The sequence below is a fragment of the Methanocalculus pumilus genome, assembly GCF_055382585.1.
Window position 1 is genome coordinate 691,594 of the sequence record NZ_AP042393.1, and the last position, 21,563, is coordinate 713,156.

The 21,563-nt window shown below is 54.8% G+C and carries 29 protein-coding genes and 2 tRNA genes; 13 read left to right on the plus strand and 18 right to left on the minus strand.

The features are described from left to right. The first annotated feature begins 9 nt into the window (after positions 1-9). Positions 10-1,434 carry an aldehyde dehydrogenase family protein gene (locus tag ACZ44I_RS03685; RefSeq protein ID WP_464548657.1) on the plus strand — a complete coding sequence of 475 codons (1,425 nt, stop codon included), beginning with the start codon at positions 10-12 and terminating at the stop codon, positions 1,432-1,434. Here ACZ44I_RS03685 and ACZ44I_RS03690 read toward each other — a convergent pair whose 3' ends face one another. The 12 genes from ACZ44I_RS03690 to ACZ44I_RS03745 form a co-directional block, all read right to left on the minus strand. Beyond that, positions 1,435-1,800, minus strand: a complete 366-nt coding sequence (locus tag ACZ44I_RS03690) for a prefoldin subunit beta (RefSeq protein WP_464548655.1) — start codon at positions 1,798-1,800, stop codon at positions 1,435-1,437. Then, complete coding sequence (locus ACZ44I_RS03695) at positions 1,787-2,035, minus strand: KEOPS complex subunit Pcc1 (protein ID WP_464548653.1); 249 nt, start codon at positions 2,033-2,035, stop codon at positions 1,787-1,789. The genes ACZ44I_RS03690 and ACZ44I_RS03695 overlap by 14 nt, the downstream gene beginning before the upstream one ends. Continuing rightward, positions 2,025-2,432, minus strand: a complete 408-nt coding sequence (locus tag ACZ44I_RS03700) for a hypothetical protein (protein ID WP_464548652.1) — start codon at positions 2,430-2,432, stop codon at positions 2,025-2,027. The genes ACZ44I_RS03695 and ACZ44I_RS03700 overlap by 11 nt, the downstream gene beginning before the upstream one ends. After that, entirely contained in the window at positions 2,429-2,563 is a 135-nt protein-coding gene (locus tag ACZ44I_RS03705) for a DNA-directed RNA polymerase subunit P (protein ID WP_292733310.1), read from the minus strand. The genes ACZ44I_RS03700 and ACZ44I_RS03705 overlap by 4 nt, the downstream gene beginning before the upstream one ends. 6 nt (positions 2,564-2,569) lie before the next feature. After that, on the minus strand, positions 2,570-2,860 hold the full coding sequence (locus tag ACZ44I_RS03710; RefSeq protein ID WP_460373518.1) for a 50S ribosomal protein L37ae: 291 nt from the start codon (positions 2,858-2,860) through the stop codon (positions 2,570-2,572). Between the two features lie 53 nt (positions 2,861-2,913). Further along, on the minus strand, positions 2,914-3,615 hold the full coding sequence (locus ACZ44I_RS03715) for a ribosome assembly factor SBDS (RefSeq protein WP_464548650.1): 702 nt from the start codon (positions 3,613-3,615) through the stop codon (positions 2,914-2,916). Positions 3,616-3,623: 8 nt separating this feature from the next. Next, positions 3,624-4,349, minus strand: a complete 726-nt coding sequence (gene psmA / locus ACZ44I_RS03720) for an archaeal proteasome endopeptidase complex subunit alpha (protein ID WP_464548648.1) — start codon at positions 4,347-4,349, stop codon at positions 3,624-3,626. Then, a complete protein-coding gene (locus ACZ44I_RS03725; RefSeq protein ID WP_464548646.1) occupies positions 4,318-4,827 on the minus strand; it encodes an Rpp14/Pop5 family protein in 510 nt (169 codons plus the stop codon). Before ACZ44I_RS03725 ends, psmA begins: the two co-directional genes overlap by 32 nt. Next, on the minus strand, positions 4,824-5,459 hold the full coding sequence (locus ACZ44I_RS03730) for an RNase P subunit p30 family protein (RefSeq protein ID WP_464548644.1): 636 nt from the start codon (positions 5,457-5,459) through the stop codon (positions 4,824-4,826). Before ACZ44I_RS03730 ends, ACZ44I_RS03725 begins: the two co-directional genes overlap by 4 nt. A 15-nt stretch (positions 5,460-5,474) precedes the next feature. After that, positions 5,475-6,059 carry a 50S ribosomal protein L15e gene (locus tag ACZ44I_RS03735; protein WP_464548642.1) on the minus strand — a complete coding sequence of 195 codons (585 nt, stop codon included), beginning with the start codon at positions 6,057-6,059 and terminating at the stop codon, positions 5,475-5,477. A 104-nt stretch (positions 6,060-6,163) separates the two neighbouring features. Continuing rightward, positions 6,164-6,634: a cyclic pyranopterin monophosphate synthase MoaC gene (gene moaC, locus ACZ44I_RS03740; RefSeq protein WP_464548641.1), complete on the minus strand. Its 471-nt coding sequence runs from the start codon at positions 6,632-6,634 to the stop codon at positions 6,164-6,166. A gap of 6 nt (positions 6,635-6,640) precedes the next feature. Next, entirely contained in the window at positions 6,641-8,029 is a 1,389-nt protein-coding gene (locus tag ACZ44I_RS03745; protein WP_464548639.1) for an NAD(P)H-hydrate dehydratase, read from the minus strand. 41 nt (positions 8,030-8,070) lie between these two features. On the opposite strand from ACZ44I_RS03745, the gene ACZ44I_RS03750 reads away from it, so the two are divergent. From ACZ44I_RS03750 to pyrI, 6 genes are all read left to right on the plus strand, one after another. Then, positions 8,071-9,465 carry a DHHA1 domain-containing protein gene (locus ACZ44I_RS03750; protein ID WP_464548637.1) on the plus strand — a complete coding sequence of 465 codons (1,395 nt, stop codon included), beginning with the start codon at positions 8,071-8,073 and terminating at the stop codon, positions 9,463-9,465. After that, a complete protein-coding gene (locus tag ACZ44I_RS03755; RefSeq protein ID WP_464548636.1) occupies positions 9,404-9,892 on the plus strand; it encodes a PUA domain-containing protein in 489 nt (162 codons plus the stop codon). Before ACZ44I_RS03750 ends, ACZ44I_RS03755 begins: the two co-directional genes overlap by 62 nt. Further along, the gene (locus ACZ44I_RS03760; RefSeq protein WP_464548634.1) at positions 9,889-10,254 is read left to right on the plus strand and encodes a nascent polypeptide-associated complex protein; all 366 of its coding nucleotides are present in this window, start codon (positions 9,889-9,891) and stop codon (positions 10,252-10,254) included. Before ACZ44I_RS03755 ends, ACZ44I_RS03760 begins: the two co-directional genes overlap by 4 nt. Continuing rightward, on the plus strand, positions 10,251-10,979 hold the full coding sequence (locus ACZ44I_RS03765) for a protein-L-isoaspartate carboxylmethyltransferase (protein ID WP_464548633.1): 729 nt from the start codon (positions 10,251-10,253) through the stop codon (positions 10,977-10,979). The genes ACZ44I_RS03760 and ACZ44I_RS03765 overlap by 4 nt, the downstream gene beginning before the upstream one ends. A 64-nt stretch (positions 10,980-11,043) precedes the next feature. Further along, positions 11,044-11,940, plus strand: coding sequence for an aspartate carbamoyltransferase (gene pyrB / locus ACZ44I_RS03770; RefSeq protein ID WP_464548631.1), 897 nt, complete (start codon positions 11,044-11,046; stop codon positions 11,938-11,940). Further along, positions 11,937-12,401, plus strand: a complete 465-nt coding sequence (gene pyrI / locus ACZ44I_RS03775) for an aspartate carbamoyltransferase regulatory subunit (RefSeq protein ID WP_464548629.1) — start codon at positions 11,937-11,939, stop codon at positions 12,399-12,401. Before pyrB ends, pyrI begins: the two co-directional genes overlap by 4 nt. Here the strand turns inward: pyrI and ACZ44I_RS03780 are convergent. After that, positions 12,394-12,852 carry a phosphopantetheine adenylyltransferase gene (locus ACZ44I_RS03780; protein ID WP_464548627.1) on the minus strand — a complete coding sequence of 153 codons (459 nt, stop codon included), beginning with the start codon at positions 12,850-12,852 and terminating at the stop codon, positions 12,394-12,396. The genes pyrI and ACZ44I_RS03780 overlap by 8 nt on opposite strands. A 28-nt stretch (positions 12,853-12,880) precedes the next feature. Here ACZ44I_RS03780 and ACZ44I_RS03785 point away from each other — a divergent pair, with 28 nt between their 5' ends. The 4 genes from ACZ44I_RS03785 to ACZ44I_RS03800 are packed head-to-tail and all read left to right on the plus strand — an operon-like array spanning position 12,881 to position 16,414. After that, complete coding sequence (locus ACZ44I_RS03785; protein ID WP_464548625.1) at positions 12,881-13,372, plus strand: gamma carbonic anhydrase family protein; 492 nt, start codon at positions 12,881-12,883, stop codon at positions 13,370-13,372. Beyond that, complete coding sequence (locus tag ACZ44I_RS03790; RefSeq protein WP_464548623.1) at positions 13,365-14,642, plus strand: FAD-dependent oxidoreductase; 1,278 nt, start codon at positions 13,365-13,367, stop codon at positions 14,640-14,642. Before ACZ44I_RS03785 ends, ACZ44I_RS03790 begins: the two co-directional genes overlap by 8 nt. Next, entirely contained in the window at positions 14,639-15,661 is a 1,023-nt protein-coding gene (mtnA, locus tag ACZ44I_RS03795) for an S-methyl-5-thioribose-1-phosphate isomerase (RefSeq protein WP_464548621.1), read from the plus strand. The genes ACZ44I_RS03790 and mtnA overlap by 4 nt, the downstream gene beginning before the upstream one ends. 21 nt (positions 15,662-15,682) lie before the next feature. Beyond that, the gene (locus ACZ44I_RS03800) at positions 15,683-16,414 is read left to right on the plus strand and encodes a DUF116 domain-containing protein (protein WP_464548619.1); all 732 of its coding nucleotides are present in this window, start codon (positions 15,683-15,685) and stop codon (positions 16,412-16,414) included. Here ACZ44I_RS03800 and ACZ44I_RS03805 read toward each other — a convergent pair. The 3 genes from ACZ44I_RS03805 to ACZ44I_RS03815 all read right to left on the minus strand — a co-directional run bounded on the left by ACZ44I_RS03805 (position 16,370) and on the right by ACZ44I_RS03815 (position 17,920). Beyond that, complete coding sequence (locus ACZ44I_RS03805; RefSeq protein WP_464548617.1) at positions 16,370-16,780, minus strand: bactofilin family protein; 411 nt, start codon at positions 16,778-16,780, stop codon at positions 16,370-16,372. The two genes, ACZ44I_RS03800 and ACZ44I_RS03805, sit on opposite strands and share 45 nt — an antisense overlap. A gap of 23 nt (positions 16,781-16,803) precedes the next feature. Continuing rightward, positions 16,804-17,661 carry a geranylgeranylglycerol-phosphate geranylgeranyltransferase gene (locus ACZ44I_RS03810; protein ID WP_464548616.1) on the minus strand — a complete coding sequence of 286 codons (858 nt, stop codon included), beginning with the start codon at positions 17,659-17,661 and terminating at the stop codon, positions 16,804-16,806. A 184-nt stretch (positions 17,662-17,845) separates the two neighbouring features. Then, positions 17,846-17,920 (minus strand) — tRNA-Arg (locus ACZ44I_RS03815). Positions 17,921-17,979: 59 nt separating this feature from the next. Here ACZ44I_RS03815 and ACZ44I_RS03820 point away from each other — a divergent pair. Further along, on the plus strand, positions 17,980-19,092 hold the full coding sequence (locus tag ACZ44I_RS03820; RefSeq protein WP_464548614.1) for a tRNA (guanine(10)-N(2))-dimethyltransferase: 1,113 nt from the start codon (positions 17,980-17,982) through the stop codon (positions 19,090-19,092). An 8-nt stretch (positions 19,093-19,100) separates the two neighbouring features. Here the strand turns inward: ACZ44I_RS03820 and ACZ44I_RS03825 are convergent, their stop codons facing one another. Next, on the minus strand, positions 19,101-20,213 hold the full coding sequence (locus tag ACZ44I_RS03825) for an OBG GTPase family GTP-binding protein (RefSeq protein ID WP_464548612.1): 1,113 nt from the start codon (positions 20,211-20,213) through the stop codon (positions 19,101-19,103). A gap of 196 nt (positions 20,214-20,409) precedes the next feature. On the opposite strand from ACZ44I_RS03825, the gene ACZ44I_RS03830 reads away from it, so the two are divergent. After that, positions 20,410-20,483 (plus strand) — tRNA-Glu (locus tag ACZ44I_RS03830). A 74-nt stretch (positions 20,484-20,557) separates the two neighbouring features. On the opposite strand, the gene ACZ44I_RS03835 is transcribed toward ACZ44I_RS03830, so the two are convergent. Next, the gene (locus ACZ44I_RS03835) at positions 20,558-21,469 is read right to left on the minus strand and encodes a bile acid:sodium symporter family protein (RefSeq protein ID WP_464548610.1); all 912 of its coding nucleotides are present in this window, start codon (positions 21,467-21,469) and stop codon (positions 20,558-20,560) included. Between the last annotated feature and the right edge of the window lie 94 nt (positions 21,470-21,563).

The following is a 21,563-nucleotide window of genomic DNA, read 5'->3' on the forward strand; positions in this document are numbered from 1 at the left end:
CTTCTTCACATGGATGATCCACGACCATTCTGTGTAGGCGGAAGGTGGAAGAGCAGCCCTCTGATCTCAGATGTCATCTCTCCTTATACCGGTACAACGGTAGCGTCTGTCTGTCTCGGATCAGCAGATGATCTCCGGGACGGTGCACAGGCAGCAGCAAGAGCATTTGAGACGACCCGGAGTCTCCCCCTCTATACCCGGCGGCAGATTCTGCTATCCATTGCCGGTCTTCTTGAAGAGCAAAGGGAAGAGCTTGTGGCAACCCTGATCGCAGAAGGCGGCAAGGTGCGGAAGGTGGCAGATGGCGAGGTCACCCGGGCGATTGAGACGATCACGATCTCTGCCGAGGAGGCAGGACGGGTCGATGGCACAATCCTCCCCCTTGACCGCACCCCGGCAGGTGCCGGCCATACCGGGTATCTCACAAGGGTGCCGGCAGGCCCGGTACTCGCGATCACCCCCTTCAACTATCCACTCAATCTCGCCTGTCATAAGATCGGCCCGGCGATTGCGATCGGCGCCCCGTTCCTCCTGAAACCGGCAACTGCCACACCGCTCTCATCTTTGATCCTGGCTGAGATTATCCTTGCAGCAGGCTATCCCTCAGAAGCGGTCTCGGTGATCCCGGCACCCGGAGCGGTTGCTGATGAGATCATCGCAGACGACTCTTTTGGCTACCTCTCCTTCACCGGGAGTCCGGATGTCGGCTGGGCGATCAAGAACCGGGCCGGGAGAAAAGCAGTCGATCTTGAACTCGGGGGAAATGCAGCTGTGATCGTCTGCCAAGACTCTGATCCTGATTATGCCGCAATGCGGATCGTTGCCGGCGGGTTTGCAAATGCCGGACAGAACTGTGTCTCGGTACAGCGTGTTCTCATCCATCGGTCTATCTATTCCGGAATGGAAGAGAGGATCCTTTCGCATATCCGCCTGCTGAAGGTGGGAGATCCTGCCGATCCCACGACTGATATCGGCCCGATGATCTCCGCAGAGGCAGCATCACGGGCAGAGGCGCTGATTAGGTCGGCTGTTGATTCCGGCGCCCGCCTCGTCTGCGGAGGAAGGCGTGAGGGGGCGCTCCTCTACCCGACTATGCTTGCCGATCTCGGGCCATCCCAGGATCTCTCCTGCCGGGAACTCTTTGCCCCGGTCATCCTCCTGCATCCTTTTGATGAGGTCGATGAAGCAATCAAAATTGCAGACACCTCTGACTATGGGCTCCAGGCAGGCATCTTCACCGACTCCCTTGAGACTGTCAGGAAAGCCTTTGGGAGAATCGATGTCGGGGCGCTCCTTGTGAATGACATCCCGACATTCAGGGTCGATGAGATGCCCTATGGCGGTGTGAAGGGATCCGGTATCGGACGCGAAGGTCCTGCCTCTGCTATACGCGAGATGACAGTAGAAAAGATGTTGATTATAAATGAAAGGTGATTATGCCGCTTCCGGCATACGCCCTTCGAGTGAGCTTCTGACCTGCTGCTGGAGCTGCTCGAATTTTGCGGCGATCGCTTTTTCCTGTTTTTCAAGGGATTTGATCCGTAGCTCAAGGGTGTCGATCTTATCGGCGAGGGTTTTTGCGACATACTCTTTTGTCTGCTGCACCATCACTGAACCGATTGTCATGAAGACCTCGGCATCGTCAGCGGTCTCTTTCAGCTCTTCTTCCGCACGTTTTGCCTCACGCAGACTCATTTCGTACTGTGACTTCTGCTGAAGAATTGTCTGCATCTGCTGCTGCATCTGCTGAAGCTGTGCGATCTGCTGCTGGACTTTCTGGGGGATATTAGGGTTTTCCATGGTTTTCTATCTCCTGCATCTCTTCTGCGATGGTTATCAGGCGGAGCCACATATTCAACGCGGCCCGCAATGCCGGGATATCGCCGGCGGTGACTTTCAGGGTGAGACGATCGTTCTCAAGGCTGATGGTGGCACTTGATCGATCCCCGGTTTCGTCTGATGCTTCGGGGGCAAGTGCCTGGTAGAGTATGGGTGCATGAGGGGTGACAAAGGTGAACTCCGTATCATGCATCATGACGCTCTCGATCACACCTATATTCTCGTCTCTGCCTGCCGTCGAAGGTGATTGCCCCGTCCTGGTTCTGAACCATTGTGACAGGTACATATCGGTTCAGGAGATCATAAACCGATTGGTCGCTTGTGAAGATGCCTCTTCGCATCTCTCTCTCACGGATGCCGACTGACCAGCCGGATAGCATGATCTCCCCTTTCATCTCGCCCTCCACTTCGAGGCGGATAGCGATCTTCTGCTGTTGCTTCTCAATAAAAAGTATGACGGGATCCTGGGGGGAGAGATCACGAAGGCCGGTTTTTCCCCTGTTCATATGATCGCACCCGAGTGCAAAAGCGAGATCACGGGCAAAAGCCCGGATCTCAGGGGTCGGGCGGCGTGATGTCGTCAGGATCGTCATCTGGCCTTGAGGTCTTTTATAACTGCCCCACGCTCTTTGAAGAGGATACGGTGTCCGCAGTATGGGCAGCGGACATTCACGTCTATCTCAACCTTCCTCTTGCAGTGGGCACATTTGTATGACCCGGTCACGCCAGTCTACGCCTCCTTCTTGATGGATGCGTCGATGTTCCTGAGTGCAACCTTCAGACCGGGTGTCTGTGGCGCATATGCACCGCCTGCGAACTTGAAATTGCATTTTCTGCAGGTCCAGATACCTGTTCCTTCACGCTTCACAGAGATCGTATCACATCTGGGACAGAGGTGCTTTGCTCTCTGGATCTTTTCGATCTGATTGACGCTCTTCCTGATAAATCGACCGTAGCGCGGTCCAAAGCGTCCTGCACTTCCCGAAATACGTCCCTTTGCCTTGTGTTTTCCTTTTGCCATGATTCGAATCTCCGATAGATGTCTTATTGTATTTGCTATTGATTGCTATTAAGCTACTCTATGACCCTGACCTCGGCATCCCCTTTTGAGACCCGGTTGACGAGGGAGAAGAACTCCTCCTGCATGCCTGCCGGGATCTTTGCGATACAGATCCAGGATCCATCTGCCTGCCACTCCTCCCGCTCCATTGTGACCATTGCAGCACCGGCAATCTCGCCATATCCGCGTGCTGCATAGTCAGGCGGGATCTTCACGGCGAACCTCTTCTCGGCGAACTTGATCGGGAGAATCGGCCTGAGCGCCTTCACCGTCTCTTTCACCAGGGCATCAACAGATTTGAAGGGATCAAAATTGATCCTGACCTCTTCGAGTGCGAGTTCTATCCGCTGTGGGGGGTGCGGCAGATCTGTCTGGGGATTGATGGCATTTCTGGCGATATAGGTGATCACCTGCCGCTTCTTCTCCTCAGATCGCGCCTTCCTCTGTTCCGAGGTGAGATGGATCTCTCCTTTCCCGATAATTGCCCGCGCAATTGTCTCAAAGTCGGTGGTCCCGAATACTTTTGTCAGGGCTTCGTCTGAGACTCTCTCTGCATGGGCTGCATTCTCGTAGATATACTCTGTAGCAACAACGTTTTCAATCTCGATCTCCTCCCCTTCCCGGATCTTCTGGGCAAGGTCGGGATCGACAAGGATCTCAAACCGTTCGCCATGGGATTCAAGGCGCGCAACAACTGCGTTATCGAGGGAGATCATAGTACCATCTACTGCTCGAACTCCTCGACACAGACTGCAACTTCTTCAGGTTCCATCTTCCTGAATGTGCCCGCCTGAAGTGAGGCGATGCCGATCTCAACGGTGTTCACATCAAACTTGCCTTCGGTTGCTGCATGGAGTGCTCTGAGCCCTAGCAGAATCGCCTCTTTGCAGGAATGTTCGGGATTGTACTCCTCTTCAAAGACCTTCATCACTGCCGGCCTGCCGATCCCGATACCGGTTGCCTTGTACTCAAGCAGGGTGCCTGAGGGGTCGGTCTCAAAGAGGTGGCATCTGCCATCTGCAATACCTGCGATCAGGAGTGCTGTTCCATAGGGGCGGGCGCCGCCGAACTGTGTGTAGGTCTGCATATGGTCACAGAGCTTCTTTGCGAGCGTCTCGACATCGATCGCCTCGTCATAGGAGACGCGGTTGATCTGCGACTCGATTCTGGCGCGGTCCACGAGGGCGCGGGCATCGCCGACAAGGCCGGAGGATGCAACCCCGATATGTGCGTCAATCTGGAATATCTTCTCGATTGATGAGGGTTCGAGCAGCTTTGAGCTGACCCGCTTGTCGACGATCAGGATGACTCCCTCTTTGCATTTGATCCCAACAGCAGTTGTTCCCCGCTTCACTGCTTCACGTGCATACTCGACCTGGTAGAGGCGGCCGTCCGGACTGAAGACGGTGATCGCCCGGTCATATCCCATCTGGTTTGGTTGTGGTTGCATGAAACTTCTCCATATCGTCTTTCGTGAGATATACTAATTCCTGACCTTTCATATCTCTTCTGATAAGGTCAATCTTTCCATCGGCATACATGATGCCGCTCTGTTCCCCGGAATTGATGGTGCAGGTGATCAAATCGCCCTGCTTTTCCGGCCGTATCCTCTTTCTGAGAGCCGCAATTGTTCCCGATGTGGCGATGGTGGTGAGGCGGATCTGCGTTTTGTTGATGGATCTGATCGCGGCGATTGCGCAGCAGAGCTCCTTCTCCCGCCCCCTCCTGCATCTCACAATCAGGTACTCTCCCTCCCGCAGGATCGTGGCGGCATGCACCTCTGCGGCGATACAATCGCCATAGAGGGAGGTGACACTCTCTGAGATAGCATAATAGAGTTCCCGGATCTCGAGATTGGGATCAGATGGCATGATCCTGGTTAGGACATATCTCCGGTTTTCCCGGAGGGTGGGGGAGAGATGCTTCATGAAACCACCCGTGGACGGGATGTATCCTCAAATAGATCGGGGATTGTTCCAAGAGCAGTAACCGTCTCCTCCTCTGTCATCCCAAAGAGTGAGGTCAGGAGGATCATCTCCCCGACAGTCCGCTGGCCGAGGATTGATTTTGCCCCGCTCCCGATTGCAAAGGAGAATCCAAACTTCCTCTGGAGGAGAAGGAGCTCGGCGTACCTCGCAAGCACCTTCTGCCTGGAATGCCCGCGGCAGGAGATGATCTGGCTGATGTCGAGGTGCACCGCGATCCGTTTCTCTGCGGCAAGCTTTGCTGTCACCTGATCAAATGCATTCCTCTGTGTCCGGTGGAGTTCGGTGATCAGATGAACGCCGCGGGTCTTCAAAACGCTCCGGTTAAAGGTGGCGTCACCTGCGGCAACCCCGATGATCGCCTGCTTCTTCTGCCGGATTGTGTTTGTGACCGCCTTCATTGTGCCTTCGAATACGATCACTCCCTGCAGAATCCGGACACCATGATATTCGCATGGGTGGTGGTTGACTGCAATGAGCGTGTCAAAACCGCATTCGCGTGCGGTCATTGCCATGCGTTGAAGTGTCGAGTCACCCTCGGGAAAGGGATGGATGAAAGCATCCGTGACCGTCATAAAAGAAAAGTGGGGTTATTTCCCCTGGTTTTTGTGTGAGCGGATACTTGGTCGTGTCTTTTCGGTACCGGTACCCCTGCGGCGCATGCCACGGCCTTTCATTCCGGCCGAGGTCTTGCCACGGAATACACGGTTCTTCTGGTCGCAGATCCAGTTCAGCGTCTTGTCGCTTCTGATGCCGGGGTGGCTCCGATCGACCAGGATCACTTCATAGAATTTCCTGACCCCGTCTTCTCCAACCCAGTATGAGTTCAGAACTTCCATGTTCGGGTAGCGCCGTGCAGAACGCTCTTCTGCCATCCGCTGGATGCTCTTTCCGGCGGTGGTGCGGGCCATGCCCATCCGTGCGGTTCTTCGCCCGCGGACATATCTTGACTTTCTCCGGCCACCACGGCGTACCTGGGCGCGGACAACGATGATACCCTGCTTTGCCTTGTATCCAAGGGTGCGGGCGCGGTCAATCCGCGTGGGGTGTTCGATCCGGACAACGGATCCTTCACGCCGCCATTTCTGCATGCGGTGCCAGAGGAGTTTCTTTACCTCGGTCTCGTCAGGCTTTTTCCAGGCCTCACGGACATACGAATACATTGATCGTGACATTTGTCTACTCCAGGTTCGGCTTAACTCAGTTGAAGCCACATTCCTTGACGGGAGATATCCCGTGATCTTTATACTTCAACTCCTGCGAACATAAAGGATGCTGGTTATGCAGCACTCTTCTCTTTGGAGAGGACCCTGATCCCCTCGATCCGGGTTCCCGGATACTGCCCGGACTCATCCTTCTCAGCGGACTTTACCATATCCCAGATGGTTAGGAGTGCAACCGAGACACCGGTCAACGCCTCCATCTCGATGCCGGTCTTTCCATAGGTCTTTACGGTGACGGTTGCCTCGATATACTCCTCAGTCTCCAGAAAATCGACAGATACTCCGCCTATGGAGAGGGGATGACACATCGGAATGATCCGGAATGTATCCTTTATGGCAAGAATTGCGGCAATCTCGGCGGTTGCAAGGACGTTTCCTTTCCGTGTCGTCTTTTCAGAAATCGCCTTCAATGTCTCCCTGCTGAGATAGATCCTCCCCTGTGCGGTTGCTTTTCTGTGCACGTCGGGTTTCTCCGTGACATCGATCATCCGGACATGGTCGCCGTCGATATGAGTGAATTCAACCATACAATTTCAGTCTCCATAGAGTATCTGTGCAATGAACAGAAGAAGATCGCTTGCGATCAGCCCGTCACCAACTGACTGCGCCGCCTCCTCCCCGGCACGGCCGGTTGCATATGCGGCGACTGTTGCTGCCTCGAATGCCGGCATCCGGCAGAAGAGGGCGGCTGCCACTCCTGCCAGGATATCGCCTGTACCGCCGACCGTCATCGCCGCCACCCCTGTCCTGTTGAACCGGACCTGTCTGCCATCACTGATGATATCGGTCTCTCCTTTCAGGAGTATCGAAGCCGATTCCGGGCAGGTATCCCGGACAACTACCGCATCCTTTTTTGGATCTCCCGCAGGCTCTCCCTCAAACGCGCGGGCAAACTCGCCAGGATGCGGGGTATAGATCGTCTCCCCGCCCTTTGGCAGGGGGAGGCGGAGCGCATCGGCATCGATGACTGCGCGCCGGGATGCCGCTGCCACCCTGAGGATGACATCATGGCTTTCAGCCCCAAGCCCGGGGCCGATCACCACTACATCCGCATCCCGTGCAGTACGGATCAACTGCCCGCTCTCCTCTTCTCCGATGACTCTGCCTGAGAGGGGGATATGAATCAGGTCCGGGCAGTCAAGGGCGTTTGGGCTTGCCACAAAGACGATATCTGCCCCGGCACGGAGTGCGGCAAGTCCTGTGAGGTACGGCGCACCCTGGTACGGGCCGCCGCCCACCACGAGCACCTTCCCGCCATATCCCTTATGGGCATTCTCCGGCTTCTTTGGGATGGTGAGGAGATCTCCCGGTCCCGTGAAACACTCGGCTTCGATTGGGATTCCGATATCGGCGATGGCTGTGGCGATGCCTTTGCTTTTGTGGAATGCCAGGATCGCGTCTGCGGAGATACCGGGTGTCGGGAGATCTGCTGCAAGGATATATGCGGGGGATTTTGTTGCCAGCGCAACGCAGGATGCAATCGGTTCGCGAAGGCTCCCGCCCGCACCGGTGCCAAGCAGGCAGTCAAGGATCAGATCCGCAGATGCGAAGAGATGGGAGAGGGCATACACGTCCTCTCTGCAGGACACCTCATGGAGGGGGATGCCGCATGCACGAAGTGCCCGGAGATTTGCCATGGAATCGCCCTTCCGCTCACCCGATACATAGATACAGGAGCAGTCCGTATGGCGGGCGAGATACCGTGCCGCAACAAACCCGTCACCTCCGTTATTCCCCTTTCCGCAGAGGATGAGCACCTTTTGTGGCAATTGCTCAAGAACATGCTCCAAAAGCGCTCTTCCTGCACTCTCCATCATCTGAGCGGTGGAGACGCCGAGTGCTTCTGCATTCTTCTCGATCGCCTGCATCCGGAGGATGCTGATCGGTTCTTCTTCAGCCTCTGTGGTTATCCATGATGGCATGACACACCATTCTTCTATTGGGAGATCCAAAACATTAGTGTATGGCTTTTACTGACGATCTCCTGGAGGCTTCGGAGATCATCAGATCTGCTGATTCCGTCACGATCATCTCGCATATCGATGCTGACGGCATCGCAAGCGAGGCAATTTTAAAAGAGGCGATCGAGCGGGAGAAAACCCCCTGTGAATCCGTCTTCCTCAGGCAGCTTGAACCATTGATGATGAAATGGGTGCCAAAGGACGACTCATTAAAACTCTTTGTCGATCTGGGTGCCGGACAGCAGAACCTGATCGAAGAGCATGGGCTCTCCTATGATGAGGTGCTCATCCTCGATCACCATATCGGCCAGCCTGCAAAGATAGCATACCGTCAGGTGAACTGCCTTCCGTACGGGATCACAAAACTCTCAGCCGCAGGGATTGCATACCTTGTGGCACGGGAGATGAATGATGCCAACTGTGATCTCGCAAAGCTCGCGGTTGTCGGAAACGTCGGCGACATGATGGCGCGTGAGGGGTGCGGGCTCATCGGCCCTGCCCGTGAGATCGCGCTTGACGGTGTGGAGGCAGGCAATGTCATGGCAATCTCCCACGATCTCAACTGTTATGGCCTCTCCACGCGCCCGGTTCATATCTGTCTCAGTTACAGTGATGATCCCGTTCTGCCGGGGATCAGCAATAACCCCAATGGGGCGCAGATCTTCCTGGAACGGCTCGGTATCCGGCTCCGTGATCCCGAAGGGCAGTGGCGGGTCTGGGAGGATCTCTCACCTGATGAGAGGAGAACGATCGCATCCGCACTCGTCGAACAGCTGGTTGCCCATGGCGAGTCGGTCGACCGGCTCTTTGGTGAATCCTATATCTTCCCGGATGAAGCCCGGAAATCACCCCTCAGGAATGCATCTGAATATGCGACGCTCCTGAATGCCTGCGGCAGATGGGCCCGCCCTGCGATCGGGAGCGCGGTCTGCCGGGGTGACCGCGGCCTGATATACCAGCAGGCAGAGGAGATGCTCCGCCATCACCGGAGCGTGATCCGGGAGCTCTTCCAGTATATCATCAGGACCGGGGTCACCAGAACAGAGAATTTCCAGTGGATCCATACACAGGATCAGTTCCCCGATACCATAGTCGGGATAGGAGCTGGGATGGCACTCTCAAAACTGGATCGGCGGCTTCCGATCATGGTCTTCTGCACCCTGCCCGATGATCCGGATGTGGTGAAGGTCTCGATGAGAACAGTCGACCGGGTTGTCCGATCGGGAATCGATCTCCAGGCAGCACTCTGTGAAGCGTCCGCGCTTGTGGGTGGTGCCGGTGGAGGTCATGCAATAGCAGCAGGGGCATATATCCCTGCAGGAACGGAGGAGACATTTGTCAGAAGAATTGACGAGATCCTCGCATGCCAGTCTGCGCAGGGTACGAAAAATAGCTGAATTTCAGTTTGGGCGCGGTGCAGGAGATGCACTCTTCCCCGATGAATGTAATTTCCAGTACTCGACATCATCGAGGATACGGTATGTGATGCTGGGGAAGGTCAGGCTCGCGACGGTGCGGGCACAGGACGGCCGCCTCACCCTCAGTTATGACGGGGCGGCCCGCCTCCATGCATTCCTCGCGCCCCCGGCGGGCCGGGTTGTGGTGCATGAAGAGGCAGTCCCCTTTGTCTCAGCCGGAAAAACAGCGATGGCAAAACACGTGATCAGCGCAGATCCGAATATCCGCGCAGAGGATGAGGTGTTTGTTGTTTCTGAAGACGACTTGCTCCTTGCAACAGGAATGGCAAACCTCTCCGGATCGGAGATGCTGGAATTTAAGTACGGCGGTGCCGTAAAAGTACGACAGGGAAGGGATAAGAGATGATGCCCGGCGGAATGAATCCACGAAAGATGAAACAGATGATGAACAAACTCGGCATGTCGATGGATCCGATCGAGGGGGTCACCCGCGTCACAATCGAAGCAGCAGATGGCACCTACATCTTCGAAGATGCCGAGGTGGTCGCAATGACGATGCAGGGGCAGACCACCTACCAGCTGACCGGCACCCCGAGGTTTGAGGCTGCCGGGGTGATCGATTCTGCACCGGTTCCGGCCGAGATCACAGATGCTGATATCGAGCTCGTTGCCATGCAGGCGAATGTCTCTCCTGATGCCGCAAAAGCTGCCCTTGTCGAGACGAACGGGGATATTGCAGAAGCGATCATGAAACTTGGCGGCCAATGATCGAAGAGGGCGATCGCGTCATCCTGGTTGGGCAGAAGCGGGAGTATTACCTCAGGGCGGGTCCGGGGAAATTCGGATCCGATGCCGGTGAGATACAGCTTGCCGATCTTGTCGGGAAGATGCCCGGCGACCGGATAGAGACCCATCTTGGGAAGGCCTTCACAATCAGGGTGCCCCGCCCACCTGATCTCTTCACACATGGAAAGCGGAGCGGCGCCCCGATGCTCCCAAAGGATATTGGGATGGTGATCGCCTATACCGGCATGAACAGAAACGATTCTGTGCTGGATGCAGGCACAGGAAGCGGTGTTGCCGCCATCTACTTCGGCGGTATTGCAAGAAAGGTCGATTCCTATGAGGTACGGTCCGAGTTTGCCCGCCTTGCAGAGAAGAATATCGCAGATGCGCATCTTGAGAATGTCAACGTTCATGCAGCGGACGTCCTCATGGCAGAGGGATCCTATGATATCGTCCACCTGGATATGATGATCCAGAAGGAGCATGTCGCCCATGCCCATTCGCTCCTGGTTCCGGGTGGTTTCTTTGTGACGTATACCCCCTTCTTTGAACAGACATTCTCGGTGATAGATGCCTGCAATGAGCTCTTCTCAGGCGGTGTCAACTGTTATGAGTGTATGGAGCGGGAACTGACAAGGACTGCCCGTGGCACCCGTCCGTCAACCCGTGTGGCTCACAGCGGTTTCCTGACCATTGCCCGGAAGTGATCCCCTCGTTTTATCTGGATGGCGCATCAACAGACAGGTACAGGTCCCTTGCGGCGGAATCATTATGCGTCATATCATCTCGATAAACGAGGTTTCAACAGGGGAGATCGATGATATCCTTGATCGCGCATCTGCGATCGAAGAGGGTGATTTTGATCCCGATCTCCTCAATGGAAAGATACTCGCCAATCTCTTTTTTGAACCAAGCACCCGGACACAGATGTCTTTTGTATCGGCAATGCTCCGGCTTGGCGGAAAGGTGATCAATCTCGGATCCATTGAGGCGAGTTCAATTGCAAAAGGCGAAACTCTCGCAGATACGATCCGGGTTGTCTCGGGATATACCGATGCTATCGTCCTCAGGCATCCAAAGGAAGGCGCGGCACGCCTCGCATCGGAATTTTCCGATGTCCCGGTGATCAATGCCGGTGACGGTGCCGGACAGCATCCTTCACAGACCCTCCTTGATCTCTTTACCATCAGACAGTCGATGCCGCTTGATGGGATCAATGTCGGGTTCCTCGGCGATCTCCGGTACGGGCGGACTGCACATTCACTTGCAACGGCCCTCTCCAGATATGGTGTCACCATCCATACCATCACTCCGCAAGGCCTTGAGCTCCCTCCAAGCCTCGTTCATGATCTCATGGAAACCGGAACAAAGATCGTTGTCCATGAGCATCTGGAAGATATCATTGCTGACCTCGATGTCCTCTATGTGACCCGGATACAGAGGGAGAGGTTCCCTGATCCGGGATCCTATGCATCAGTTGCCTCGGGATACCGGGTGACACCCGAGATGCTTGCTGATGTGCCTGAGCGTTTTATCCTGATGCATCCGCTGCCACGCGTGGATGAGATTGACCCGGCAGTTGACAGAATGCCCTGCGCACAGTATTTCAGGCAGGCACGAAATGGGGTTCCTGTCCGGATGGCGATGCTCCAGAAGGTGTTGTTATGAAGAGAAAGCCGGAAGAGGGGCTTCTGATCAGCCCTATCCGGAATGGGACTGTGATCGATCATATCGATGGAGGCGAGGGTCTCTCTGTCCTCAGGATCCTCGGGATCACCGGGAGGACGACCGAAGAACTCTCTGTGGCAACCAATGTCGAAAGCCGTCAGATGGGGAAGAAAGATATCGTCAAGATCGAGAACCGGGAACTCTTAAAGGAAGAGGTCGACCGGATCTCCCTGATTGCGCCCAGGGCGAGTATCAATATCATCAGGGAGTATCAGGTCAAGGAGAAGATCGGCGTTGAGATCCCATCTGAGGTGATCGGGGTGATCAGATGCCCAAATCCCGGCTGCATCTCAAATGCGAATGAACCGATTCAGAGCTCTTTTGCCTGCCAGAAGAGGGGATACCGGTGCCGGTACTGCGACACCCTCATCACGCGTGATATTGCGTCATATATCATCTGAGAAGGTGGCCTTCCGGATCGATCTCTTTTCGGTAGATCCTGGTGCTTGAGACGATCTTCCCGTCATCTGCCATGATACAGCGGATCTTGTAGATATCCACCTTTTCTCTTCCCATCTCCTGCCGGAGGGAATTGATCTCCTCTGCAACAGGGAATGTCTCTTCAGAGACAACAAGCGCCTCAAAGTCCTCATTCAATGCCGATCCAAAGCGGTCGGCGAGGCACTCGACATGGTAGCCGGCAGGAAATGACATCGACTCAATCCATGCGATCAGCTCATCCTTTCTGATGCTGTATGGTCGGATCGGATGGCTCTTGCGTGATGCAAATTCGTCAGAAGTGAGTCCTATTGTCACAAAGCCTCCTTTTCCGGCGATCTCAAACGATCTTCTGAGAAGGACCTTGTGACCGATGTGGAGGGGATCAAAGGTGCCTCCTACCATAACGTTCATGCAACTATCCTTCTACATATATACTCTTATGTGTAATGGTGGGTCCACCGGCAGGTGCGCATTCATCGCCGATAACGCAACGGTTGTTGGTGATGCGGTGCTCGGCGAGGATGTGAGCGTCTGGTTTTCAGCGGTGATCCGGGCTGATCGTGTCCGTATCGTAGTGGGGGATCGATCAAATGTCCAGGATAATGCCGTCCTCCATGGCAGCCCCGGCAGCCCGACAATAATCGGTTCAGGGGTCTCGATCGGGCATGGCGCGATAATCCATGGCTGCACCATCGCAGATGATGTGCTGATTGGGATGGGTGCTATCGTGATGAATGGTGCGGTGATCGGCTCAGGCAGTATCATTGGCGCGGGTGCTGTTGTCACCGAAGGAAAAGTGATCCCGGAAAATTCCGTTGTCCTCGGGGTGCCGGGGAAGGTGGTCTCGGAGACGACTGACGAGCAGCGTGCATCCATTCAGAAGAATGCAATCGTTTATGTTGATCTTGCACGGGGGTATTTGGATGCGTAGAGTTGTTGTTATCGGAGGTGGTGTTGCCGGTATCCAGGCGGCGCTGGATGTTGCCAACCACGGAATACCTGTCACCCTCATCGAGCGCGAGCCGAGTATCGGCGGCCATATGGCACAGCTCGACAAGACATTCCCCACAAACGACTGTTCGATGTGCATCCTCTCTCCGAAGATGGTGGATGTTGAGCGGCACCCGCTCATCACCATCCGCACCCTTGCTGAAGTACAGGAGATCGAGGGGGATGTCGGTGCGTTCAGGGTGACGGTACTCCAGCATCCCCGGTATGTTGATTCGAGTCTCTGCAATGGGTGCGGAGACTGTGTCGATATCTGCCCGGTTGAGGTCTATAACCGGTTCGATGCCGGAATAGGTGTCAGAAAGGCGATCTACAAATCGCATCCCCAGGTGGTTCCAAATCTCGTTGTCCGTGATGCCGAACACTGCATCGAATGCGGACTCTGCTATGATATCTGCGGGAGAGAGGCGGTGCTCCACCAGGATAGCGAGAGGACTGAGGTTATAGAGGCGGCAAGTATCATCATCGCCACCGGCTACCAGCTCTTTGATCCCGAGAAGAAGAGGATATTTGGATATAACCGCTACCCTGATGTGATCACGAGCCTCGAATTCGAGCGGATGATCAATGCGAGCGGGCCGACAGGAGGGGAAGTCCGCCGCCTCTCTGATGGGAAGACCCCACAATCCGTTGTCTTTGTTCAGTGTGTCGGGTCCCGCGATATCCAGCTGAAACGGACCTACTGCTCTTCGGTCTGTTGTATGTATGCATTGAAGAATGCGATGCTGATCCTTGAGCATTATCCTGATATCGAGGTCTCGATCCTCTACAATGATATCCGCGCCTATGGGAAAGGGTATGAAGAGTATTGTGTCCGTGCCGAAGCAGCAGGCGTCCGCCTGATTCGTGGTTTCCCTGGTGAGGTGATCGAGGGGAAGGGCGATCTGATCCTGCCGCTTGAGAATACCGAGACCGGAGAGTTTGTGAACCTCCACGCCGATCTCGTCGTCCTCTCGGTCGGGTTTGAGCCGGTGCCGGATACGCAGGTGATTGCAGAGCGGCTCGGGATACCAATGGATCAGAATGGTTTCCTGAATACCTCTGATCTGAAGCTCGACCCGGTGGGAACGATCAGGCCGGGGATCTACTGTGCGGGAACGGTAACTGCCCCCCGCGATATCCCTGACTCGGTGATGACGGCGGGTGCTGCTGCGATGCGGGCGACCCGTGATCTCCTCCTTGCCGGTGAATGATGCGGGGCCGGACGATCTGGTGGGAAGAAGGCGGGGTCGGGCTGATCGAGCAGACCCTCCTTCCTGAAGAGTATCGTGAAGTGGTCTGCTCCGATGTTCCAAGGCTCGTGCAGGCAATCAAGCGGCTTGAGGTCAGGGGGGCGCCTGCGCTTGGTGTTGCCGGTGCATACGGGGTTGCCCTTGCCTGTAAAAATGCGCTTGGGGGTTTGGAATCTGCCTTCTCTGCCTCAGTGAACGAGGAGGCGGCAATGCTCCGCTCTGCGCGTCCGACTGCTGTAAACCTCGCCTGGGGCGTTGACCGGGTCCTCTCTGCTATCCGACCGGTGAGCGATCCGGCGGATGCAGCAGAACGAGCGCTCATCTGTGCAGAGCAGATAGCCGATGAGGATGAAGCGACCTGCCGGAGGATCGGATCCCATGGTGCGCCCCTCCTCCCCGATGACTGCACGGTGCTGACACACTGTAATGCAGGTGCACTTGCCTGTGCTGCATGGGGAACGGCGCTTGGAGTGATCCGATCTGCATCAGAAGAGGGGAAGAATATCCGTGTCATCTCCTGCGAGACCCGCCCCCTCCTCCAGGGCTCGCGGCTGACGGCATGGGAGCTCTCACGGGATGGGATTCCGGTGACAACGATCATCGATTCAGAGGCGGCATACCTGATGCAGAGAAAAGAGATCGACTGTGTGATCGTCGGCGCGGATCGGATCTGCACTGACGGCGTCTTCAACAAAATTGGAACCTACATGCATGCGGTCTCTGCCTCTTATCACCAGATCCCCTTCTATGTGGCAGCGCCACGGTCAACCTTTGATCCAGAGCACCGGATGGCGGATATCATTGTTGAAGAGCGTGGACGCGGGGAGGTTGCCTCTCTCTTCGGCAGGACGACGGTGCCGGATGCTGTGCCGGTTCTAAACTATGCCTTTGACAAAACACCATTCTCCCTGATAACAGCACTCATAACAGAAGAGGGTCTGATCCGGCATCCTTTTGATCACCCCTGGCTCATGCCATAAAGCAAGGTGCTAAGGTCTCCTGTGTCATATATAAATCTGCATATGTTCTTTGAGGATGAGATCTGGAACCGGCTGATGATCCTGCTTGGGGAGGTCACCCTCTTTGTCGCAGTCTTTCTGATTTTCATCTCTATTGTGATGGCGATCCTGATCGGAACCTCGATCCGTTCAGGACGTCTCTTCTTCCCTGCCCTTCTCCGCCCGTTTCTTGTCCTGATGGAAGGGTTTGTGAAGAGTATCTGTACCCTAATCGGGATCGAACCCGGAGAGCTTCTCAGGTTCTTAATACGCCTTGATAACCGGATGAATACCCAGGCGTTTGCTGCAATCCCTCCAGACGAGAGGGTGGTATTTCTGCCACAGTGCCTGAGGTCTGCGCAGTGCCCCGCCCATCTGACACCGGAAGGGCTTCGTTGTGTCGGGTGCGGAAGATGCGAACTTGGTGGCGGTATCCCGAAGATGAAGGCGCTTGGGTACCATGTCTTCATCATACCGGGATCGACTTTTATCAAGCGGATGGTGCAGAAGTATCATCCAAAGGGGATCATCGGTGTCGGCTGCCTGATGGAGGTCAAAGAGGGGCTTGATATGTGCAACCGGATCGGGCTTGTTGCAATGGGGGTTGTGACGGCAAAGGATGGATGTGTCGAGACGATCGTTGACTGGCACGATCTCTTTGATGTTGCGACGATTGGGATTGATCCCTCTTCAGTCGCCGATTATCCTGACGTTTCGCCCCACAAGAGTGCCTGATGTGATCTTTCCATAGATCAGGACTGAATTCTCAGCTTTCACATCTCCTACCGTCACACCGGGCCTGATGACCAAATCGCCGCCGGTTTCGATCGAATGGAGATGTGCCCGATCGCAGATTGTTGCATTCTCGTCCACGAGAAGTGGCCCTTTAATCCTGCTGTCTCTCCCGATGATGGCATTTTTACAGACGACTGCCCCTTTGACCGAACATTCAGGCCCCATCTCAAGGGTGCCGTTTACAACAAGCCTGCCCCAGAAATGCGTCCGTTGTGGCACAATAAAATCACCATGTATCTGGACATTCCCTTCAAAGAAGGATCCCGGTTCTGCGAGGTAGGTTGTCTTATCTTTGTATATCTTCATATCTCCCCTCCTTCCTTAACCAACTATTTCATTGGCATAAAGATATCAATTGCGCTTGCAATCAGAAAGATCAGGAGGGCGATATACATCATGTACTTCAGCTGTGTGGTGATTCCAAGCTCCCGGATACAGGCAGGTGTTCTGCACCTGACCGTCGGCCAGACCAATCTGAGGATGGCAAGATCCACAACTGCTATCCCGACAAGGTAGGGAAGCCCCCACCAGAGAAACGGGATGAAACTGATGATAACGGCGATAATAGCAGATCCAAAGGCGATCGTCCCGGATCTGCTGATCCCGATTGCCATCGGGAGGGTGGTTGTTCCGCCTGCTGCATCCCCGTCCACATCCTCTGCATCTTTTAAGATCTCACGTGCGAGTGTTCCAAAGAGGGTGATTCCGGCAAGCGGTAACGTGATTATCAGTCCGTCGACTCCGGCAAGCGCCCCGCCGAAGAGGAAGATGCTCCCCGAGAGATACGCAACAGAGATATTCCCAAAGAGAACGGTGCCTTTGAGGATACGGGCATAGAGGATAAGCAGAATACTGTTGATGATGGCGATTGCAAGGCAGATTGGGTTTGTAAAGAGAGCGGCTGAGAGCCCCAGCATGAAGAGGAGGGCGGCATAGAGGTATGCCGTCTTCTCACTCAGCTCGCCTGATGGGATTGGGCGGTCCGGCCGGTTGATCGCATCGATTACCGCATCACAGGCATCATTGATCGTATTTCCGGCGGCAGTTATGAGGAGTGCTGCTGCTGCTGCGAGGAGCACTTCGGGGATCAGTGTTCCGGTGGCGATAAAATATGCAAGGATTGCGGTTGCCCCTGAGATGGTGGCGTTTGCCGGCCGTATGATCCTGATTATGCCCGGAAGATGCATCTGGAAATGTATTGTTCCTCGATCTATTTCGTCATTGCTCTCTCTGAGAGGCGGGTATGGATCATCTTCACAAAGGGGTATCTGACATGTACTGTTCCTCAAGAAGAGAGACGCCTGATCAGCGGTGATCCACATTCCGGGCACGCCCCGGTATCTGACATGTACTGTTCCTCAAGAAGAGAGACGGGCATGGAGGGATTTGAACCCCCGACCATTAGCTTAGGAGGCTAACGCCCTATCCTGACTAGGCCACATGCCCACTGACCTATATACTTCGGGTGACGAAGGTATAAGTTTTCCGAAAAACCAGAATTATTGATGAATTATGTGCAGGTCGTCGAGGGTACAACGCAGTTTCTGATACCATGGCAGGATGATGCTGCGCAGTTCCCCCCCGGCTCAGCACCGGTCTTCTTTAACCGGCGGATGGAGCTGAACCGCGATGCCACCATCCTCCTGTTACAGGAGCTTCGTCCCGATCAATACCTTGATCTGATGGCGGCAACCGGGGTCAGGGCGGTCCGGGTGGCAAACGAGTGCGGAATCCCGGTGGTGGCAAATGACCGCGATTTTGATTCAATTCTACTTCTGAGAAAAAATGCACTCCGGCTCGGTTCTCCGATCAGGGTGGTGAACCGGGATGCAAACGCCCTCTTATCCACGGAGCGGTTCGATACGGTGGATCTCGATCCCTTCGGGAGCCCGGCACCGTTCCTTGATTCGGCGATCAGGTCTGCCCGGAAGTATCTCTTTGTGACGGCAACGGATACCGCCCCGCTCTGCGGCGCCCATCTGAAGGCGGGGATGCGGCGGTATGCAGCTCATCCGATGAATACCGATTATCATCCCGAGGTCGGGCTCAGGATCCTGATTGGGCATGTGGCGCGGGAGACGATGAAATATGACCGGGGTATTGAGCCGCTCCTCTCCTTCTCATTTGAACATTTTCACCGGACACATCTTCGAATGGTGCCGGGGGTCCGGGCAGCGGATCGGACGCTCGCATCGCTTGGGTTTATTCACCAGTGCCCGAAGTGTTCGTTCCGCTCGGTGGAAGCGGGTCTTCTGCCTTCCGGCCGCACCTGCTCCAGGTGTTCTGTTGCACTCCTGCCGATTGGACCGCTCTGGATCGGGGATATCGCCGACCGTGCGCTTGCCCTGCGGTTGCTTGAGAGGATGGATGGAATGGTCTTTGGGTCAAAGGCACGCCTCTCCCGGTTATTGAGGATACTTGCCGGAGAGCTTCCGAATCTTCCGCACTATGATTACCATAAAGAGGCGAAACGGCTTGGGGTGTCGCCCCCTGCAATGGAGACCCTGCTTGAGCGGCTTCTTCAGAAAGGATATGGGGCAAGCCGGGCGCACTACTCCGGCACCGCCGTCTTAACCGATGCCCCGCTTGAAGTGCTGGAAGCGGTTCTCTCTCTTTAAAAAAGGATTTAGAGTTTTGTTACAATTGTCAGGATATCGCCATCGGCGAGGACATGCGGAAGGCTGACCCGCTGGGCATCGTGTTTTACCGAGTTGCCCCAGACTTTTGCATACCTGAACCGCTCGACAAAGTCGCGGTGGAGGCGGTTGCAGACATCCTCAACGGTGCTCCCCTTCCTGACGATCAGCGGTTCTTCCATATCTGCCGGTTCTCCGAGCGGTTTCATGAATATCTGGATGAAGCCGAGATGTTCATAGATGGCATCTTTTAATGCATCTATATTATAACCGGAATGTGCCGAGATCATGATCGGAGCCTGTCCGAACTGATCTGTGAGGTGCTTTACAATCTCCTTCTTTGTCTGGTCATCGACAAGATCGACCTTGTTGATTGCAATGAAGGCAGGGATGTAGCGGCGGTTGCCGATCATCGCATCGATGAAGTCTTCCTGGGTGACATTGCCCCTGATCAGGACATCGGCGTTCATGATCTTGTTCTCGGCAAGAATTGACCGGATCTCTTCGAGATTAAGATCGACACTGCCAACAGTGTTCAGCCGGACACCACCCATGCCGGATTTCTTGATGGTGATATCCGGCTTTGGGGTGTTGATTCTGATCCCGGCATCGTACAGCTCTTTCACCAGCACATCGATATGCCGGTCATTGAAGACATCGCCTAAGATGATGATCAGGTCAGCCGTCCTGACAACGGCAATAACCTCCTTCCCGCGCCCTTTTCCCATCGCGGCACCGGCGATCAAACCGGGAATGTCCAGGATCTGGATCTTGGCTCCCCTGTGCTCCATCAGTCCGGGGACAACAGTAAGGGTTGTGAATGCATATTCGGCTGTCTCGCTCTTTGTGCCGGTCAGCTGGTTTAATAAGGTCGATTTACCAACAGACGGAAATCCTACAAGGACAACGGTTCCATCGCCGGATTTCTTGACCGAATAGCCTTCTCCTGTCCCGGACGATTTCATTGCACGGGAAACCGCCTCGTCCTTCAGCTTTGCTATCTTTGCTTTCAGCCGGCCGATATGGAGGGAGGTTGCCTTATTGTATTTTGTATTCCGGAGCTCATCCTCAATCTCACGGATCTGCTCTTCGAGGCTACTCATCCGTAATTAATGGCATCTCCGTGAACATGAATCTATGGAAGGTATGGGAGATGTGGGGAGGGCACGGGGTGTATAGAGGAGAGATGGTTGAGGTGTGGAGGATATGGGGATATGGGGGATGCGGAAGGCAGGGTGGACGGATGATATGATAATGGTTAAATATTCTTGTGTCTTACAGAATAGAGCACAAATTCTTGCTGATATAGTGTAGTCGGCCAATCATGTAGGACTCTCACTCCTACGACTGGGGTTCAAATCCCCATATCAGCATTCTATCTTTTGTATAGTCTTTTCTGCTCACTATCAGATCTTTTGAATAATAATATAGGGATGCTCCATCCTTCTCACTGCTTCGCTTCCCCCCTTCTCACCCTCAATTTCGGTATCACCCTCTCCTTCCTCTTCCTCCGGTAGATCGCTCCGCCAAAGAGCATCATGAAGATGATCCCGAAGATTGCGATCACGAGCACCATGAACATGATCTGGGGATCCTGGAAATTGGCGGTGACGACGACGAGTGCGGCTGAAACATTCCGGAACCCGGTGCCAAAGGAGAGGACTTCGCGCCTCTTCCGGTCTGCACCGCCCATCAGGTGGCCGATTGCAAATGATCCGAGGATGAAGAGAATGGCGACAAACACTCCCTGGAGCCCGAGGATGGCACCGGCGGCAACAGCGAAGTCGCTTGTGAAGAGGATGACGGTGTAGATGAGGAGAACGAGGATGATCGAGAGATCAGAACTCCGGCTGACGATTGGGTGGAGCCGTTTTGCCACCTCCGGCAGCCGTGCCCGCAGTGCCATCGTGAGGATAAGCGGGATGAGCATGAAGACGATGAGATAGAGTATCGTGTTGGTCTTGTCGATTGCAACGTCCCCGATCAGGAACGGCAGAACGAGCGGCATATAGAGGATGGTTGCCAGGATCAGAATCATCGTCAGCCCGACTGCATATGCGACATCCCCCTTCACAATCGAGATCGCCTTTGGGAGCGACGGTGCTCCGGCTGCAGCGGCGACGATTAAAAGGCCGGTTGCAAGGCCGGAATCAAGCGGGATGAGCTTCAGGATCAAAAAAGCAAAGAGCGGAACCGCGAGGAAATTTGCAACAAGGGAGATGGTGAGGAGCCCTTTCTTCTTCCAGGGGCTAAGGATCTCTCCTACCGTCAGGTTGAGCCCCATGGCGGCGATGCTGGTGACGACAAAGAACCAGATCGCATAATTGCCGATATCGGATACGAGCGGGTTTACAACCATCTTTCTCCCTCCTCCGGGTTCATAGATTCGTCCACGAAGTTAAAAAATGGTCGCAATTGTCCGTATTGTATCCTGATGGATGAGATGAGAGATC

Coding starts and splice junctions, on each gene's coding strand:
- ACZ44I_RS03685 (WP_464548657.1), top strand. CDS start 10: ATGGATGATCCACGACCATTCTGTGTAGGCGGAAGGTGGAAGAGCAGC.
- ACZ44I_RS03690 (WP_464548655.1), bottom strand. CDS start 1,800: ATGGAAAACCCTAATATCCCCCAGAAAGTCCAGCAGCAGATCGCACAG.
- ACZ44I_RS03695 (WP_464548653.1), bottom strand. CDS start 2,035: ATGATGCATGATACGGAGTTCACCTTTGTCACCCCTCATGCACCCATA.
- ACZ44I_RS03700 (WP_464548652.1), bottom strand. CDS start 2,432: ATGACGATCCTGACGACATCACGCCGCCCGACCCCTGAGATCCGGGCT.
- ACZ44I_RS03710 (WP_460373518.1), bottom strand. CDS start 2,860: ATGGCAAAAGGAAAACACAAGGCAAAGGGACGTATTTCGGGAAGTGCA.
- ACZ44I_RS03715 (WP_464548650.1), bottom strand. CDS start 3,615: ATGATCTCCCTCGATAACGCAGTTGTTGCGCGCCTTGAATCCCATGGC.
- psmA (WP_464548648.1), bottom strand. CDS start 4,349: ATGCAACCACAACCAAACCAGATGGGATATGACCGGGCGATCACCGTC.
- ACZ44I_RS03725 (WP_464548646.1), bottom strand. CDS start 4,827: ATGAAGCATCTCTCCCCCACCCTCCGGGAAAACCGGAGATATGTCCTA.
- ACZ44I_RS03730 (WP_464548644.1), bottom strand. CDS start 5,459: ATGACGGTCACGGATGCTTTCATCCATCCCTTTCCCGAGGGTGACTCG.
- ACZ44I_RS03735 (WP_464548642.1), bottom strand. CDS start 6,059: ATGTCACGATCAATGTATTCGTATGTCCGTGAGGCCTGGAAAAAGCCT.
- moaC (WP_464548641.1), bottom strand. CDS start 6,634: ATGGTTGAATTCACTCATATCGACGGCGACCATGTCCGGATGATCGAT.
- ACZ44I_RS03745 (WP_464548639.1), bottom strand. CDS start 8,029: ATGCCATCATGGATAACCACAGAGGCTGAAGAAGAACCGATCAGCATC.
- ACZ44I_RS03750 (WP_464548637.1), top strand. CDS start 8,071: ATGGCTTTTACTGACGATCTCCTGGAGGCTTCGGAGATCATCAGATCT.
- ACZ44I_RS03760 (WP_464548634.1), top strand. CDS start 9,889: ATGATGCCCGGCGGAATGAATCCACGAAAGATGAAACAGATGATGAAC.
- ACZ44I_RS03765 (WP_464548633.1), top strand. CDS start 10,251: ATGATCGAAGAGGGCGATCGCGTCATCCTGGTTGGGCAGAAGCGGGAG.
- pyrB (WP_464548631.1), top strand. CDS start 11,044: ATGCGTCATATCATCTCGATAAACGAGGTTTCAACAGGGGAGATCGAT.
- pyrI (WP_464548629.1), top strand. CDS start 11,937: ATGAAGAGAAAGCCGGAAGAGGGGCTTCTGATCAGCCCTATCCGGAAT.
- ACZ44I_RS03780 (WP_464548627.1), bottom strand. CDS start 12,852: ATGAACGTTATGGTAGGAGGCACCTTTGATCCCCTCCACATCGGTCAC.
- ACZ44I_RS03785 (WP_464548625.1), top strand. CDS start 12,881: ATGTGTAATGGTGGGTCCACCGGCAGGTGCGCATTCATCGCCGATAAC.
- ACZ44I_RS03790 (WP_464548623.1), top strand. CDS start 13,365: ATGCGTAGAGTTGTTGTTATCGGAGGTGGTGTTGCCGGTATCCAGGCG.
- mtnA (WP_464548621.1), top strand. CDS start 14,639: ATGATGCGGGGCCGGACGATCTGGTGGGAAGAAGGCGGGGTCGGGCTG.
- ACZ44I_RS03805 (WP_464548617.1), bottom strand. CDS start 16,780: ATGAAGATATACAAAGATAAGACAACCTACCTCGCAGAACCGGGATCC.
- ACZ44I_RS03810 (WP_464548616.1), bottom strand. CDS start 17,661: ATGCATCTTCCGGGCATAATCAGGATCATACGGCCGGCAAACGCCACC.
- ACZ44I_RS03820 (WP_464548614.1), top strand. CDS start 17,980: ATGAATTATGTGCAGGTCGTCGAGGGTACAACGCAGTTTCTGATACCA.
- ACZ44I_RS03825 (WP_464548612.1), bottom strand. CDS start 20,213: ATGAGTAGCCTCGAAGAGCAGATCCGTGAGATTGAGGATGAGCTCCGG.
- ACZ44I_RS03835 (WP_464548610.1), bottom strand. CDS start 21,469: ATGGTTGTAAACCCGCTCGTATCCGATATCGGCAATTATGCGATCTGG.